Genomic DNA, 13,269 nt, shown 5'->3' on the forward strand with positions numbered 1-13,269 from the left:
CCGGTGCCGCAACCCGGCCTCTCGACGTCGAGCCGACCCGCGCCTCCTGATACCCCCGGAGCGGGGCTTCCGGAAAAGACGGTCGATCGGAGAGCATTCAGCGGTGCTCGTCCCCGCCTCGCGTTTCGTCCGCTACAGCAGCACCCTCCTCGGAGCCCTCGTCGCCGCCCTCGGGATCGTCGCGGGCCCGGGGGGATACGAGGGCCCGGCGGACATCGGCATCGTGGTCGGCATCGTCTCAGGCGGCCTCGTCGGGGGTGCGGTCCTCGTCGTGCGTGCGCTCTCGCTCGGCGTCCTGTGTGAGCCACGAGCGTTCGTGGTCCGAGGACTCTTCCGCAACCGACGCATCCCGCTCGACGCCATCCGCCGGATGCCCGGGCCGGAATCGGTGGGCACCCTGCCCTGGATCGCCTGGACGAGCCCTCGTCTACCCTGGCGCGCCACTCCCCTGACGGCGTTCTGGGTGTCGGGGCCGTTCGCGCCGCTGGTGTCGGCCGAGCCGACCAGGGCGCTGCTCCGGCTGCACCGGCACTGGAAGCACCACCGCTCGGAAGGTGTGGAGGGACACCCCGTCGTGTCGTGACGCCCGCGGGGCCGACGGAGGTCTCGCCTATCGTGGTGACCGCTCCTCCGCCCGACGACGAAACGAGCCGCATGCCCTCCCGCGCCCTCTCGGCCTCCCTCGCGATCGCCGCCACGCTGGGCCTCGGCCTGGCCGCCTGCTCGACCCCCGGGGCGTCGACCCCCGCCCCGAGCACGACCGCCACCCCGGTCCCCCTGCCCAGCCCGATCGCCGCGCCCGACCTCGGGACCCCCGAGGTCGAGGCCGCACTGGCCGACCTCGAGACCCGGTACGACGCACGGATCGGGCTGAGCGTGCTCGACACCGGCTCGGGCGCGACCCTCGACCACCGCGCCGACGAGCGCTTCGGCTACGCGTCGAGCCTCAAGGCCTTCGCCGCGGCGGCCCTGCTCGACGCGACCGACGACGCCGACCTCGACCGCGTGGTCACCTGGACCCAGTCCGAGGTCGACGTCGCCGGCTACTCGCCGCTGACCGGTCAGCACGTCGCCGACGGGCTCCCCCTGCGGCAGCTCGCCGAGGCGGCCGTGCGGCAGAGCGACAACACGGCGCTGAACCTCGTGCTCGCCGAGCTCGGCGGCCCGACCGGGCTCGACGCCGCCCTCGCCGCGCAGGGCGACGACGTGTCCGACGTCGTCCACAGCGAGCCCGAGCTCAACACCCTCACCCCGGGCAGCACGGCCGACACGACCACGCCCGCCGCCTTCACCGCCACCCTCGCCCGCATCTCGGACGGCAACTGGCTCGCCGCCGACGACCGCGCCACCCTGCTCGAGTGGATGTCGGGCAACGCGACCGGCGACACCCTGATCCGCGCCGGCGCTCCCGACGGCTGGCAGGTCGCCGACAAGTCAGGAGGCGCGGGCGGCATCCGCAACGACGTCGCGATCGTGGTCCCCCCGTCGGGCGACCCGGTGGTGATCTCGGTGCTCACCACGCGCAACGACCCCGCCGCGAAGTACGACGACGCCCTCGTCGCCGAAGCCGCCCGCATCGCCCTCACCACCGTGGCCGCCGCCCGCTGACCCGGCCAGCCCCGCCCCCTCCTTCCCCGTCGAGTGGGCAGAAGATGCTCTTCCCGCGGTGACGAGCAGCATCTTCTGCCCACTCGTCGCCGACCATCAGCGCGGTGACGACCCCGGCCGCACACCCCGCCACCACCTGTTCGCCCCGCGTTCACGCGGCCTCCCCCGGGACGTCGCCGCGCCTCCTTAGCGTGCCCAGCGGGCCGCCCGGTCCCCCGTCGCCCTCACCTCATCGAGGCGAACCCCGGCCCCGCACCCCGAAGGACCCACACCGCATGATCGACAAGCGCCTGCTCGTCTCGGCAGCGACCCTCAGCATCGCCGCCCTCGCCCTGACCGGCTGCTCGGCGAGCGCCGACGCCGACAGTGCAGGAGGCGCGGCGAACGGCACCGACGCCGCCACCGCCACCAGCGCCGAGGCCTTCGGCGGCATGGACGCCCTTGTCAGCGCCGCCCAGGCCGAGGGCGAGCTCAACGTCATCGCCCTGCCCGACACCTGGGCGAACTACGGGAAGATCATCGACGGGTTCGAGAAGAAGTACGACATCACCGTCAACTCGGACAGCCCCGACATCTCGAGCGCCGAGGAGATCACCGCCGCCCAGAACCTGAAGGGGCAGGACACCGCCCCCGACGTCTTCGACCTCGGCTCGGCCGTGACACTCGACAACCTCGACCAGTTCGCGCCGTACAAGGTCTCGACCTGGGACGACATCGCCGACGACCACAAGGACGCCGACGGCAAGTGGGTCTACGACTACACCGGCCTGATGTCGGTCGGCTACGACGCCGACGCCGTGCCCGCCCCCGAGAGCCTCGACGACCTGCTCGGCGGCGACTACAAGGGCAAGGTCGCGATCAACGGCGACCCGACCCAGGCCGGTGCCGCCGCCGCGGCCGTCGAGTGGGCCGCGCTGCAGTCCGGCGGCAGCGCCGACGACGTCAGCACGGGCGTGGACTACTTCTCGAAGCTGGCCGACGCGGGCAACTTCCTGCCCACCGACCCGACCCCGGCGACCATCGCCTCGGGCGAGACCCCGGTCGTCTTCGACTGGAGCTACAACAACCTGGCCGCCGCGGCCGACGCCGGCGGACGCGACTGGAAGACGGCCGTGCTGCCCGGCACCGCCCTCGGCAGCTACTACAACCAGGCGATCAACGTCGACGCACCGCACCCCGCCGCGGCCCGCCTGTGGCAGGAGTACGTCATGAGCGACGACGCGCAGAACCTGTACCTCGCGGCCGGCGCCTACCCCGTGCGCCTCGCGGCGATGACCGAGGCCGGCACCGTCGACCAGGACGCCCTCGAGAAGGTCGGCGAGCAGCCCGCCGACACCGTGCAGTTCACGGCCGAGCAGACCGAGGCCGCCTCGAAGGTCCTGGCCGACACCTGGGCCACGGCGATCGGCTGATGGTGACCACGTCGACCCGCGCGGCGGACACGACCGCCGACGTGCGGTCGGCACACGAGGGGGACGGCGGCGACCCGTCGACCCGCGCCTCCTCGTCCTCCGACGGCGTCGGCCCCTCGCAGGGTCGGCGCCGTCCGGCGGCGTGGTGGGGGCTGACCCCGTTCGCCGTCTGGGTGCTCCTCTTCCTGATCGTGCCGTGCCTGCTCGCGCTCGGAACGGGCTTCGTCGACGGTGACGGCGCCCCCACGCTCGACAACCTCGCCGCACTCGGCGACCCGCTGATCGTGCGGGCCTTCGCCAGCTCGGCGGCCGTCTCGGCCGTCACGGCGGTGGCCGGGGCCGTCGTCGGAGCCGTCGTCTGCTGGGGCCTCACCTCTCTCCGCCCCGACGGAGCCGTCCGCAACGCGATCGACGCCGCGTCGAGCGTGCTCGCCCAGTTCGGCGGCGTCATGCTGGCGTTCGCGTTCATCGCGACGATCGGCATCCAGGGCGTCGTCACGCGGCTGCTGATCGACGTCGCCGGCGTCGACCTCTACGCCGACGGGGTGTGGTTCTACCAGGTGCCCGGGCTGCTGCTGCCCTACCTGTACTTCCAGGTGCCCCTCATGGTGATCACCTTCATGCCCGCCGTCAGCGGCCTCCGCCCGCAGTGGAGCGAGGCCGTCGCCACGCTCGGCGGCACCCGGTGGCAGCACCTCGTCCGCGTGGTCGTCCCGGTGCTCACCCCGGCGTTCGTCGGCAGCCTGCTGCTGCTCTTCGCCAACGCCTTCTCGTCGTACGCGACCGCCGCCGCCCTGATCAGCCAGGGCGCACAGATCGTGCCGCTGCAGATCCGCGCCGCCCTGATCAGCGAGACCGTGCTCGGCCGCGAGAACGTCGCCGGCGCGCTCGCGCTCGGCATGGTCGTCGTCATGGCCGTGCTGATGACCGGCTATTCGCTGCTGCAGCGCCGCACCGAGCGGTGGCAGCGATGAGCGCCCGGACGACGGACCTGACGCGGGCGACGAGCGCTCCGCGGTCGACGAGCGCAGGAGGCGCGGGCACGGTCGCGCGCCGCACCGCCCTGGTCGTCGTGGGAGCCCTCTTCGCGGTGCCGATCGCGGCGATGGTCGCGTTCTCGCTGCGCAGCGCCGACGGCACGGGCCACGACCTGAACCACTGGCTGGCGATCGTCGACCCCGAGAACGAGCGGATGTACCGCAACCTCGTCGAAGGAGTCACGAACTCGCTGCTGCTCGCCGTCGTCGCGGCACTGCTCGTGCTCGTGCTGCTGGTGCCGGCGATGGTGCTCGTGCACCTCCGCTACCCGCGCCTCGTGCGGCCGCTGGAGTTCGTCTGCCTCGTGCCGATCACGGTGCCGGCGATCGTGCTCGTGGTCGGCCTCGCGCCGGTCTACTCGGTCGTCTCGCGGGTGGTCGGCTCGGGCGCCTGGACGCTCGCGCTCGCGTACGGCGTCACGGTGCTGCCCTACGCCTACCGGGCGGTGCAGTCCGACCTGGCGGCCACCGACCTCCGCACGCTGACCGAGGCCGCGCGCACGCTCGGCTCGAGCTGGCCGCGCACGATGGCCCTCGTGGTCGTGCCGAGCCTGCGCCGGGGCCTGCTCGCGGCGGCGTTCATCACCGTGGCCGTCGTGCTCGGAGAGTTCACCATCGCCTCGCTGCTCAACCGCGTGAACCTGCAGACCGCCCTGGTGCAGGTGTCGCGTTCCGACCCCTACGCCGCCGTGATCCTCGCTCTGATCTCGCTGGCCTTCGCCTTCGTGCTGCTGCTCGTGATCGGCCGGGTCGGAGCCCTCGGGGCCGCCCGTCCGATCCCCACCCGAAAGGCCCTCTCGTGACCGCCACGCTCCCCCGCCCCTCCGTCACGAGTCCGACCGTCGCCGGTGCGGGTGCCGCCGTGGCGTTCCACGACGTCACGAAGCAGTTCGCCGGGCACCGGGCCCTGACCGGGCTCGACCTCGAGCTGCAGCCCGGCGAGCTCGTCGCCGTGCTGGGCCCGTCGGGCTGTGGCAAGACCACCGCACTGCGCAGCCTCGCCGGGCTCGAGGACGTCACGGGCGGCCGCATCACGATCGACGGCCGCGACGTGGTCGGCGTCCCGACGCACCGTCGCGACGTCGGCATGGTGTTCCAGGCGTACTCGCTGTTCCCCCACCTGACCGTGCGGCAGAACGTCGAGTTCGGGCTGCGCATGCGTCGCGTCGACAAGGCCGCCCGGGCCGCCCGGGCGGGCGAGATGCTCGACCTGGTCGGGCTCGGCGACCTCGGCGAGCGCTACGCGCACCAGCTCTCGGGCGGCCAGCAGCAGCGCGTCGCCCTGGCCCGGGCGCTGGTCACGCGACCGCGGGTGCTGCTGCTCGACGAGCCGCTCAGCGCCCTCGACGCGAAGGTGCGGGTGCAACTGCGGGACGAGATCCGCCGCATCCAGCGCGAGCTGTCGATCACGACCCTGTTCGTCACCCACGACCAGGAGGAGGCCCTGGCCGTGGCCGACCGCGTCGCCGTCATGCGCGCCGGGTCGATCGAGCAGGTGGGCACCCCGGAAGAGCTCTACTCGGCCCCCGCGACGGCGTTCGTCGCCGAGTTCGTCGGGACGAGCAACCGGGTGTCCGGCGAGGTCATCGGCGCTCTCGTGCGACTCGCGGGCTGCCCCGAGGTGCCGGTCGTGGGCACGCCGGCCGAGGGACCGGTCTGGGCCTACGTGCGCCCCGAGGACGTGTCGTTCGTCGAGCAGGGCGGACTCGCGGGCGTCGTCGAGTCGGTGTCGTTCCTGGGGGCCGTGTGCCGCACCCGCGTGCGCGTGGACCGCGAGACCCTGCTGGTGCTCGACCACCGGGCCGACGAACGACGCGAGCCGGGGTCGTCGGTGCGCGTCTCGTTCACGCCCGCCCGCGTGGCCGTGACGACCCGCGCCTCCTGACCCACATCTGATACTTCAGGTGGATGCGGGCCATCACCGCGAGGGATGACCAGGAGGCGCGGGTCGTCTTGACTGGGCACATGACTTCCGCTGCGCCCGCCGTCGACTCCCCACCCACCCCCGGCACCCGCTGGAGGTTCGTCGACTCGCTGCGCGGCTTCGCACTGTTCGGCATCCTGCTGGTCAACACGCTCGACATCACCCGCCTCGGCATCGACCTGGCGATCGAGTCCGCTCGCCCGGTCGACGACCCGGTGCGCGATCTGCTGACCGTCACGGTGCAGACCCGGTTCGTGCCGATCTTCGTGTTCCTCTTCGGCATGAGCCTCTGGTTCGTGCTCGCCGGCGCCCGGTCGCGCTCGCCCCGCCCCGGGCTCGTCATGGTGCGCCGCCTGGTCGGGCTCGTCGCGATCGGCGGGCTGCTCATGCTCGTCTACCCCGGCAACGTGCTCCTCGAGTACGGCGTCGTCGGCCTCGTCATGCTGCCGATCGTCGTCTTCGCACCGCGCTGGGCGACCCTGGCCCTCGGTGCCGCACTGACCGTCGCGGCCTACGCCCTGACCGGTGGCGGTCTGGCCTCGACCCCCGGCCTCATGCTGCTCGGTGCGGGCGCCGCGGCCTCCGGCCTGCCCCGCGTGCTCGAGTCGGCCGGGCGCGGCGTCGCCCTGGTCTTCGCCGGGGCCGCGGTGCTCACGGTGCCGGCCCTGCTGTGGCAGGCCACGGCCCCGGGCGACCCGCGTTTCTCGACGCCGGGCAGCATCGCCGGGCTGGTCATGGCCGTCGCCTACGCCACCGCTCTCGCGCTGCTCTGGCGCACCCCCGCCCGCCGTGCCATCGCGGCCGTGTTCGAGCCGCTCGGGCGCATGGCGCTGACCAACTACGTCGTCGCGGCGATCGTCGTGGCCGGCCTCGCGCTCGTGGTCGACTTCGGGCACATGGCCAGCGTCGTGCCGGGGCTGGCCATCAGCGTCGCCCTGATCGCCGTGCAGTCCGTGCTCAGTCGCCTCTGGCTCGCCCGGTTCGTCTACGGACCGGTCGAGTGGGCCTGGCGGAGCGTCACCTGGTGGCGGCCGGCCGCGCTGGTGCGCCGGGCGTCCTGACCGACGCGACCCGCGCCTCCTCGGGACCACTCGGCCACCGAGACGACTAGCGGAGGCTCCACGAGGCGCGCACGACGGTGTCGAGAGCACTCGAGAGGTCGGTGCACCACCAGCGACGCCCGGGGGCTGCGACGAGGGTGAGCTCGTAGCCCGCCTCCGTCTGGGCGACCGTTCCGAGGACCACGAGGGCACCTCGCTCCGACCGGCGCACGTCGACGACGCGCCACCGGCCGCGCCCGACCACGTCGAGCCTCAGGTCGAGCGCGCTCGCCAGGGGGCCCCGCCCGGGCCAGGTCGTCCCCGACCGGCCACTGCCACCCTCGATGAGCATCGTCGCCTCTCTCGCGGCCCGCCCCGATGCGGTCCGACGAGGTGCACGCTAGACACGCGACCTGACAACGCGCGGGGTTGACGCCGAGAACATCGCGTGCTTCCCGTCCCCCGGCGCGTACCCCGTCCCGTACCCCGTCCTTTCGTGGGCGACCCGGCACGAGCCCGGACGCACGGCCCCCCGCCTGTCAGGGTGGAGCGATGCCGTCCCCCACCCCGTCGTCCGACGCCGCGTCCCTCGAGGCCCTGCGCGCCTCCGTCCTGTCGACCCGAGGAGGCGCGGTGGACGACAGCATCCCCCAGCTCGCCGAGGCCGACCCGGAGCTGTTCGGGGTGGCCGTGGTGCGGCCCACCGGCGAGGTGGTCGCGGCCGGCGACTCGGGTCACGCGTTCTCGATCCAGTCGGCGGTCAAGCCGTTCCTCTTCGCGCTCGCCCTCGCCGACACCGGCGGAGCGGCGCTCGACGCGGTCGGCATCGAGCCGACCGGCGAGGCGTTCGACGCGATCAAGCTCGAGGGCGGCACCGGGCGACCGCCGAACCCGATGGTCAACGCCGGAGCCCTGCTCACGGCCAACCTGGTCGACGGCGACACCTGCGACGAGCGCACGGCGCGCATCCTGGCGGGTCTCGGAGGCTTCGCGGGGCGCGAGCTCGACTACGACCGCGAGGTCAGCGAGTCCGAACAGCTGCACGGCGACCGCAACCACGCGCTGGCGCACCTGATGCGGTCGGAGGGCACGCTCGACCGCTCGGCCGACGACGCGGTCGCGCTCTACGCCCGGGCCTGCTCGGTGCTCGTCGACACCGAGGCCCTGGCCGTCATGGGCGCGACGCTCGCGTTCGGCGGCCGCAACCCGGTGACGGGCGTGCAGGTCGTCGACGCCCGCGTCGCCCGCGACGTGGTGTCGGTCATGGCGACCTGCGGCGTCTACGACGGGTCGGGCCGTTGGATGCGTGGCGTCGGGGTGCCGGCGAAGTCGAGCGTCTCGGGCGCGATCGTCCTGTCGGCGCCGAACAGGCTCGGGGCGGCCGTGTTCAGCCCGCCGATCGACGAACAGGGGACGAGCGTTCGTGGTGCCGAGCTGAGCCGCCGGTTGAGCGAGGAACACGACCTGCACTCGTTCGGCTTCCGCGGCTGACACGGTCGAGGCCCCCGGTGGGCATCCTGGGAACAGGAGCCGACCGGGGGCCTCGACGGGTACGAGCCCGGGCTCAGGCCTGGACGTCTCCGCGCCAGGCGCCGTCGACGTTGCCCTCGCGCTCGATGAACTCCTTGAAGTTCTTGAGGTCCTTCTTGATGGCGTGGTTGTCCGCGCCGAGCGTGTTGCCGATCTTCTCGAGGAAGCCCTCGGGGGTCCAGTCGATCTGCACCGTGAGGCGCGTCACGTCGTCGCTCAGCTTGTGGAACGTGATGACGCCGGCGTGGTCGACCTCGCCGCCCGTGCTGTTCCAGGCGACGCGCTCGTCGGGGTGCTGCTCGGTGATCTCGGCTTCGAAGGTCTTCTCGACCGGCCCGACCTTGACCTTCCACACCGTGAGGGTGGGCGTGGTCTGGGTGATCGACTCGACCTCGTCGAGGAACTTCGGGAACTCCTCGAACTGGGTCCACTGGTTGTAGGCGACGCTGACGGGAACGTTGACGTCGATGGTCTCGATGGCCTGTGCCATTGTGCACTCCTTGCTGACGGTGTTCAGGAATCGTGGGCGGCGCCGAGTCGGCGTCGTGCCCTGCGGTGAACGGTAGGAGGCGCGGGTCGGCTTCGCCCACGTGCGGAGGCAACGGTCAGGTGACGGGTGACGCCGCCCACCGCGGGACCGCACAGTACTCGCGTGCCGGCCGCGGAGGGGTGGAGCGGTCCAGCGGTGGTGTCGCCGGAACGGGACCACCCCGCCACGACGGATCGTGACGGGGTGGTCGGGGTCGACGGCGTGGCTGGGCTCGACCGCGTGGTCGGGGTCGACGGCGTAAGCGCCGAGAGGGTCAGCTCGCCGTGTCGCGGGCCGGTGATGCGTCGATCGCGTCGACGGTCTCGTGCGCCTGGCCCGAGACGACCTCGATCTTGCGCGGCTTCGCCCTCTCGCTGACCGGGATGACGAGTGACAACACGCCGTTGTCGTAGTGGGCCGTGATGCGACTCGAGTCGATGCCCTCACCCACGCTGAACTGGCGGAGGTACGAGCCGTGCGGCCGCTCTTGCGCGAGCCACTTGACGCCGTCGCGGGTGTCGGGAGTGCGGTTGGCCCGGATGGTCAGCAACTGACCGTCGACGTCGACGTCGACCGACCCCGGATCGATGCCCGGCATGTCGGCGTTGAGCACGTAGCGGTCGCCGTCGCGGTAGAGGTCGACCGGCATGACCCTGGGCCCCTGTCGCATGCCCGTGAGGGCGCCGGTGAGACGGTCGAGCTCGGTGAAAGGATCGAAAGACATGGCCATGATGAAGAGTCCCCTTTCGGTTGATCGGTGTGACCCGGGACCAGGTGGCCCCGGCTCGTTGACGACACGAATGTACCTCTGACCAGCGTTTCGTACCTCAAACGCAGCTTGAACGCTGCCGAGAGATCACTGAGGACGCTGCGCCTGCCGGCGGGCGGCCAGTTGGGCGTCGATCTCCTCGATGCGGGCCAGGTTGCGCAGCAACCGGAGGAAGTCGGCTGCGGCTGCTTCGACGTCGTCGTAGGTGCGGACGCTCTGTTCCTCGACGAGACCTCGCTCGTCGAGGAAGTAGGTGCTCCACACCTCGTCCCGTCGAGCGAGGACGAGCGCGAAGGGCTTCCCCGTCGTCGCGTCCCCGATGACGGCGTTCAGGTGGCCGAGTCCGCCGGCGTCGACCTGGGTTCGGAGGGCGGCCAGGGTGCGCGCGACCATCGTCATGACGGTTCTCCTGATCGGCGGCGTCGGTCTCGGAGTTCGTCCTGGATCTCGAGCTTGCGATGCTGGGACCTCAGGCGGTCGAGGAAGTCGGCCACGGCCGAGACCTCGTCGGGGAACGCATGCAGGCTCCGTTTCTCCACGGCCGCTCGTTCGTCGATGTAGAAAGTGCTCCACACACCGTCTCGTCGCGCCACGGCGAGACAGTCCGGGCGCCTGAGGTACACGTCACCGAGAGCGACACGGACGCGGACCAAGCCCTCCGCCTCCATCTGCGCAGGCAGCGACTCGAGGTCGGTCATCGACGCACGTTCGACGCGCTCGAGGTCGCGCTCCCGTTGCAGGTCGCGGAGGAGCTTCTTCAGCCGGAGCAGGACGAGGAAGTCCTCCAGGGCCTCGGACTCGCTCGGGTAGGTCCGCACGCTCCCGTCGACGACAGCCGCGCGCTCGTCGGCGGAGAAGGTCACCCAGGCATCGTCGCGTCTTGTGACGACGAGGCAGTCCGTCCTGTTCGCGTGGTCACCGTCGATGACGTGTCCCAGGTCGTGGAGTCCCTCTGCCGCCATGACGGCGTGCACCGACTCGATCGTGGCCATGTCATGCCCTCCCCGGTCGGTCGTCTTGTGACGCGCGCCACGTCTCGTGGGCGAGCCTGTTCTTCTCCCTGATGCGCGACATGAGTGCGTCCTCGTCAGCCCTCAGCCTCATGAGACGCAGGAAGTCGTCCAGAGCGTCGGAGAGTTCCTCGTACGTGCGAACGCTGGTCTTCTCGACACCGGCACGTTCGTTGGTCGAGAACGAGGTCCAAACGCCGTCTCGTCGGGTCAGGACCAGGGCGTCCGCCGAACTGGCGTGATCGTCTCCGATCACGTAGGCGAACCTGTCGAGCCCTTCGGCCTCGATCGTGGCGAGCGTGGCCTCGAGCGTCGTCATGCCCTGGGCCCCTCGGCGGTCGTCGCCGCATGGGGTGAGTCACCCTTGTGCCGGCGCTCCGTGAAGGCGAGTTCGTTCTCTTCGCGGACGCCCCATTCCTTGTGACCTCGACGAAAAGGCCGATGTTCGAGAGTTCCTGCACGCTGGTGGGAAGCAGGATCTGCACCCCACCCCCCGATTGACCGACAGCGGGGGCAATGGGTCCGCGCATCATGTGCCTGTCGCCCCAGGTGAGTTCAGCCTGGATCATTGCGGGGTCGAAGCGTTCGCGAACCGAGCTGCCCGTCACTTCGTCAGAGGATCTTGCTGGCGATGAGGCGTCCGAGATAGGTGACGTCGAACGACCCCCGGAACTCGAATCGGACCTTGCCCAGACCGCTGAACCACAACTCGAGTTCGGCGTCGAGGTCCAGCGTTCCTGCCGTCTCGACAGAGAAGGCCTGCACCTTCGAGTAAGGAAGAGAGCTGAAGTCCCGCTTCTTGCCGGTGATGCCCTGGACATTGACCGCGATGATGCGCTTGTCCGTAAAGACGACGAAATCTCGGACCGTCTTGGCGGCGACGAGCAAGGCCTCCCCCTCGAGCAGCAGCCCTGCGATCTGCGGCTGGATCTCGGCGGGGTCGATGTGGCTCAGTTTGAAAACTGAGCTTGAGGAAAAGTCAATCATGCGGCGACCCTACCGAAGTAGGTGCCGAAGCCACAGTCGGAGCGAGTGACGGGAATCGAACCCGCGCTATCAGCTTGGGAAGCTGAAGTTCTACCATTGAACTACACTCGCGCGGCGCCTCGAGGGCGCGTCAGACCACTATAGCGGCCCGCGCCTCCGGTGCTCCCTGTGCCCTGCCGAGCGTGTGGCACCGCCGGACGGACGTCGCACCGCCGAAGTCGACGGTGCGACGTTCAGCAGGCGGTACGACTCCACGCAGCACCGCCAGGAGGCGCGCTCAGGCCCCGGTCGCGACCGAGACGATGCGCAGGTCGACCGAGGCCGGCGGAACGGGCTCCCCGCTCACCCGGTCGAGCAACGCCTGGGCGACCGCACGGGCCACGAGCGGCCCGGAGCCGCTCTCGTCGACCGCGATGTCGAGGGTGATGCGGGTCTCGAGGTCGGCCACGGCGATGCCGACGAGCGGCACGGGTCGCCCGGGGGCGGCGGCCTCGGCGGAGGCCGGGTCGGCGCGCTCGGCGTCGGGGACGTCGGACGCCGCCGACGCACCCGCCTCGGCCGCGACCGAGTCGTCGCTCTGCACGGTGGAGCCCACGACCCCTCCGCCCCCCACGACGGTGCTCAGCCCCTGCAGGGCCGACCGCACGACGCTGCCGAAGCCGGGCCGTGCCCGGACGTGCACGACGCCGTCGACCGATGCGGCGATCTCGCCGAGCTCCGCGGCGAGCAGGGACAGGTCGGCCGGGCTGATGGGGGCCCGCAGGCCGTCCTCGTCGCTCATGCCGCGCCTCCTTCGCTCTGCAGGTGGACGTCGTCCACGACGACGTCCACGCTCTCGAGGGTCAGTTCGGTCTGACGGGAGAGGCTCGACGACACGGCCGCCTTCACCGCCTCGGCGAGGGCCGGCAGGGGTTCGCCGAACAGGCCGCTGACGACGACCTCGACCCGGACGAGGGCCCCGGGCACGCTGACGTCCCCGTGGATCGTGCACGAGATGACCATGGCGCCCTCGACGCCGTCGCCGGCCTCGCGGATGAGTGCCCGCACGGCACCCTCGGTGATGTGCAGGGTGGAACGCTCGTCGATCGAGGCGAGCGGGATCTGCCGTCCGGCCCGCGACTCGAGGCGCACGCGGTCCATCACGCCCGAGATCCAGCTCGGGTCGGGGGCGGGGGTCGCTGCGGCGTCGGACTCGAGCAGTCGAGCCCCCATCGCCCGCAGGCGCTCGAGGGCCGCGAGCTGGGCCCGGGCCTCGGGCGACTCCTCGATCTCGGGGTCGTACGGCTGCCGACCGGCGTCGAGGTAGTCGACGAGGCGTTCGGGCGAGACGCCGTCGTCGGCACCCTCGACGGGCTCGTCGGACTCCGGGTCGGCCTCGACGGGCCCGTCGGGCGCCGGTTCGACCTCGACGGGAGCGCCCGCC

General features: G+C 71.6%; 17 protein-coding genes and 1 tRNA gene. 8 read left to right on the forward strand and 10 right to left on the reverse strand.

What is annotated here, in order from left to right; translation table 11 throughout:
- Positions 1 to 103: 103 nt before the first annotated feature.
- The 7 genes from BIV04_RS08645 to BIV04_RS08675 all read left to right on the forward strand — a co-directional run bounded on the left by BIV04_RS08645 (position 104) and on the right by BIV04_RS08675 (position 7,042).
- Complete coding sequence (locus BIV04_RS08645; RefSeq protein ID WP_071255846.1) at positions 104 to 583, forward strand: hypothetical protein; 480 nt, start codon at positions 104 to 106, stop codon at positions 581 to 583.
- Positions 584 to 654: 71 nt separating this feature from the next.
- Positions 655 to 1,608: a class A beta-lactamase gene (bla, locus tag BIV04_RS08650; RefSeq protein WP_071255848.1), complete on the forward strand. Its 954-nt coding sequence runs from the start codon at positions 655 to 657 to the stop codon at positions 1,606 to 1,608.
- A gap of 275 nt (positions 1,609 to 1,883) precedes the next feature.
- Complete coding sequence (locus tag BIV04_RS08655) at positions 1,884 to 3,020, forward strand: ABC transporter substrate-binding protein (protein ID WP_071255849.1); 1,137 nt, start codon at positions 1,884 to 1,886, stop codon at positions 3,018 to 3,020.
- A complete protein-coding gene (locus BIV04_RS08660) occupies positions 3,020 to 3,994 on the forward strand; it encodes an ABC transporter permease subunit (RefSeq protein WP_143048629.1) in 975 nt (324 codons plus the stop codon). The genes BIV04_RS08655 and BIV04_RS08660 overlap by 1 nt, the downstream gene beginning before the upstream one ends.
- Positions 3,991 to 4,860: an ABC transporter permease subunit gene (locus tag BIV04_RS08665; RefSeq protein WP_083396303.1), complete on the forward strand. Its 870-nt coding sequence runs from the start codon at positions 3,991 to 3,993 to the stop codon at positions 4,858 to 4,860. Before BIV04_RS08660 ends, BIV04_RS08665 begins: the two co-directional genes overlap by 4 nt.
- Positions 4,857 to 5,942, forward strand: coding sequence for an ABC transporter ATP-binding protein (locus BIV04_RS08670; protein WP_071255851.1), 1,086 nt, complete (start codon positions 4,857 to 4,859; stop codon positions 5,940 to 5,942). The genes BIV04_RS08665 and BIV04_RS08670 overlap by 4 nt, the downstream gene beginning before the upstream one ends.
- Before the next feature lie 80 nt (positions 5,943 to 6,022).
- Positions 6,023 to 7,042 (forward strand): DUF418 domain-containing protein, encoded by a 1,020-nt coding sequence (locus BIV04_RS08675; protein WP_071255852.1) that lies wholly within the window; start codon positions 6,023 to 6,025, stop codon positions 7,040 to 7,042.
- A gap of 46 nt (positions 7,043 to 7,088) precedes the next feature.
- On the opposite strand, the gene BIV04_RS08680 is transcribed toward BIV04_RS08675, so the two are convergent.
- Entirely contained in the window at positions 7,089 to 7,373 is a 285-nt protein-coding gene (locus tag BIV04_RS08680; RefSeq protein WP_071255853.1) for a hypothetical protein, read from the reverse strand.
- Between the two features lie 200 nt (positions 7,374 to 7,573).
- Between BIV04_RS08680 and glsA the strand changes: the two genes are divergently transcribed.
- Positions 7,574 to 8,512 (forward strand): glutaminase A, encoded by a 939-nt coding sequence (gene glsA / locus BIV04_RS08685; RefSeq protein ID WP_071255855.1) that lies wholly within the window; start codon positions 7,574 to 7,576, stop codon positions 8,510 to 8,512.
- Between the two features lie 73 nt (positions 8,513 to 8,585).
- Here the strand turns inward: glsA and BIV04_RS08690 are convergent, their stop codons facing one another.
- The 9 genes from BIV04_RS08690 to BIV04_RS08730 all read right to left on the reverse strand — a co-directional run.
- A complete protein-coding gene (locus BIV04_RS08690; RefSeq protein WP_071255857.1) occupies positions 8,586 to 9,041 on the reverse strand; it encodes an SRPBCC family protein in 456 nt (151 codons plus the stop codon).
- Positions 9,042 to 9,354: 313 nt separating this feature from the next.
- Positions 9,355 to 9,810 carry an Hsp20/alpha crystallin family protein gene (locus BIV04_RS08695; protein ID WP_071255858.1) on the reverse strand — a complete coding sequence of 152 codons (456 nt, stop codon included), beginning with the start codon at positions 9,808 to 9,810 and terminating at the stop codon, positions 9,355 to 9,357.
- Between the two features lie 126 nt (positions 9,811 to 9,936).
- Complete coding sequence (locus tag BIV04_RS08700; RefSeq protein WP_071255860.1) at positions 9,937 to 10,248, reverse strand: hypothetical protein; 312 nt, start codon at positions 10,246 to 10,248, stop codon at positions 9,937 to 9,939.
- Positions 10,245 to 10,841, reverse strand: coding sequence for a hypothetical protein (locus tag BIV04_RS08705; RefSeq protein ID WP_071255861.1), 597 nt, complete (start codon positions 10,839 to 10,841; stop codon positions 10,245 to 10,247). The genes BIV04_RS08700 and BIV04_RS08705 overlap by 4 nt, the downstream gene beginning before the upstream one ends.
- Before the next feature lies 1 nt (position 10,842).
- A complete protein-coding gene (locus BIV04_RS08710) occupies positions 10,843 to 11,178 on the reverse strand; it encodes a hypothetical protein (RefSeq protein WP_071255862.1) in 336 nt (111 codons plus the stop codon).
- A 293-nt stretch (positions 11,179 to 11,471) separates the two neighbouring features.
- Complete coding sequence (locus BIV04_RS08715; RefSeq protein WP_054145075.1) at positions 11,472 to 11,846, reverse strand: PH domain-containing protein; 375 nt, start codon at positions 11,844 to 11,846, stop codon at positions 11,472 to 11,474.
- A 40-nt stretch (positions 11,847 to 11,886) separates the two neighbouring features.
- Positions 11,887 to 11,957 (reverse strand) — tRNA-Gly (locus BIV04_RS08720).
- Positions 11,958 to 12,123: 166 nt separating this feature from the next.
- Positions 12,124 to 12,627 carry a hypothetical protein gene (locus BIV04_RS08725; protein WP_055976126.1) on the reverse strand — a complete coding sequence of 168 codons (504 nt, stop codon included), beginning with the start codon at positions 12,625 to 12,627 and terminating at the stop codon, positions 12,124 to 12,126.
- The coding region (locus BIV04_RS08730; RefSeq protein ID WP_083396304.1) for a hypothetical protein at positions 12,624 to 13,269 on the reverse strand (646 nt) is incomplete at its 5' end. The genes BIV04_RS08730 and BIV04_RS08725, both read right to left, overlap by 4 nt.

It is taken from the genome of Frigoribacterium sp. MCBA15_019 (genome assembly GCF_001864945.1).
Classification (GTDB): Bacteria; Actinomycetota; Actinomycetes; order Actinomycetales; family Microbacteriaceae; genus Frigoribacterium.

Bases quoted from the DNA above. Each gene is read 5' to 3' on its own strand.
- bla (WP_071255848.1), top strand. From the start codon at position 655: ATGCCCTCCCGCGCCCTCTCGGCCTCCCTCGCGATCGCCGCCACGCTG.
- BIV04_RS08655 (WP_071255849.1), top strand. From the start codon at position 1,884: ATGATCGACAAGCGCCTGCTCGTCTCGGCAGCGACCCTCAGCATCGCC.
- BIV04_RS08660 (WP_143048629.1), top strand. From the start codon at position 3,020: ATGGTGACCACGTCGACCCGCGCGGCGGACACGACCGCCGACGTGCGG.
- BIV04_RS08665 (WP_083396303.1), top strand. From the start codon at position 3,991: ATGAGCGCCCGGACGACGGACCTGACGCGGGCGACGAGCGCTCCGCGG.
- BIV04_RS08675 (WP_071255852.1), top strand. From the start codon at position 6,023: ATGACTTCCGCTGCGCCCGCCGTCGACTCCCCACCCACCCCCGGCACC.
- BIV04_RS08680 (WP_071255853.1), bottom strand. From the start codon at position 7,373: ATGCTCATCGAGGGTGGCAGTGGCCGGTCGGGGACGACCTGGCCCGGG.
- glsA (WP_071255855.1), top strand. From the start codon at position 7,574: ATGCCGTCCCCCACCCCGTCGTCCGACGCCGCGTCCCTCGAGGCCCTG.
- BIV04_RS08690 (WP_071255857.1), bottom strand. From the start codon at position 9,041: ATGGCACAGGCCATCGAGACCATCGACGTCAACGTTCCCGTCAGCGTC.
- BIV04_RS08695 (WP_071255858.1), bottom strand. From the start codon at position 9,810: ATGGCCATGTCTTTCGATCCTTTCACCGAGCTCGACCGTCTCACCGGC.
- BIV04_RS08700 (WP_071255860.1), bottom strand. From the start codon at position 10,248: ATGACGATGGTCGCGCGCACCCTGGCCGCCCTCCGAACCCAGGTCGAC.
- BIV04_RS08705 (WP_071255861.1), bottom strand. From the start codon at position 10,841: ATGGCCACGATCGAGTCGGTGCACGCCGTCATGGCGGCAGAGGGACTC.
- BIV04_RS08710 (WP_071255862.1), bottom strand. From the start codon at position 11,178: ATGACGACGCTCGAGGCCACGCTCGCCACGATCGAGGCCGAAGGGCTC.
- BIV04_RS08715 (WP_054145075.1), bottom strand. From the start codon at position 11,846: ATGATTGACTTTTCCTCAAGCTCAGTTTTCAAACTGAGCCACATCGAC.
- BIV04_RS08725 (WP_055976126.1), bottom strand. From the start codon at position 12,627: ATGAGCGACGAGGACGGCCTGCGGGCCCCCATCAGCCCGGCCGACCTG.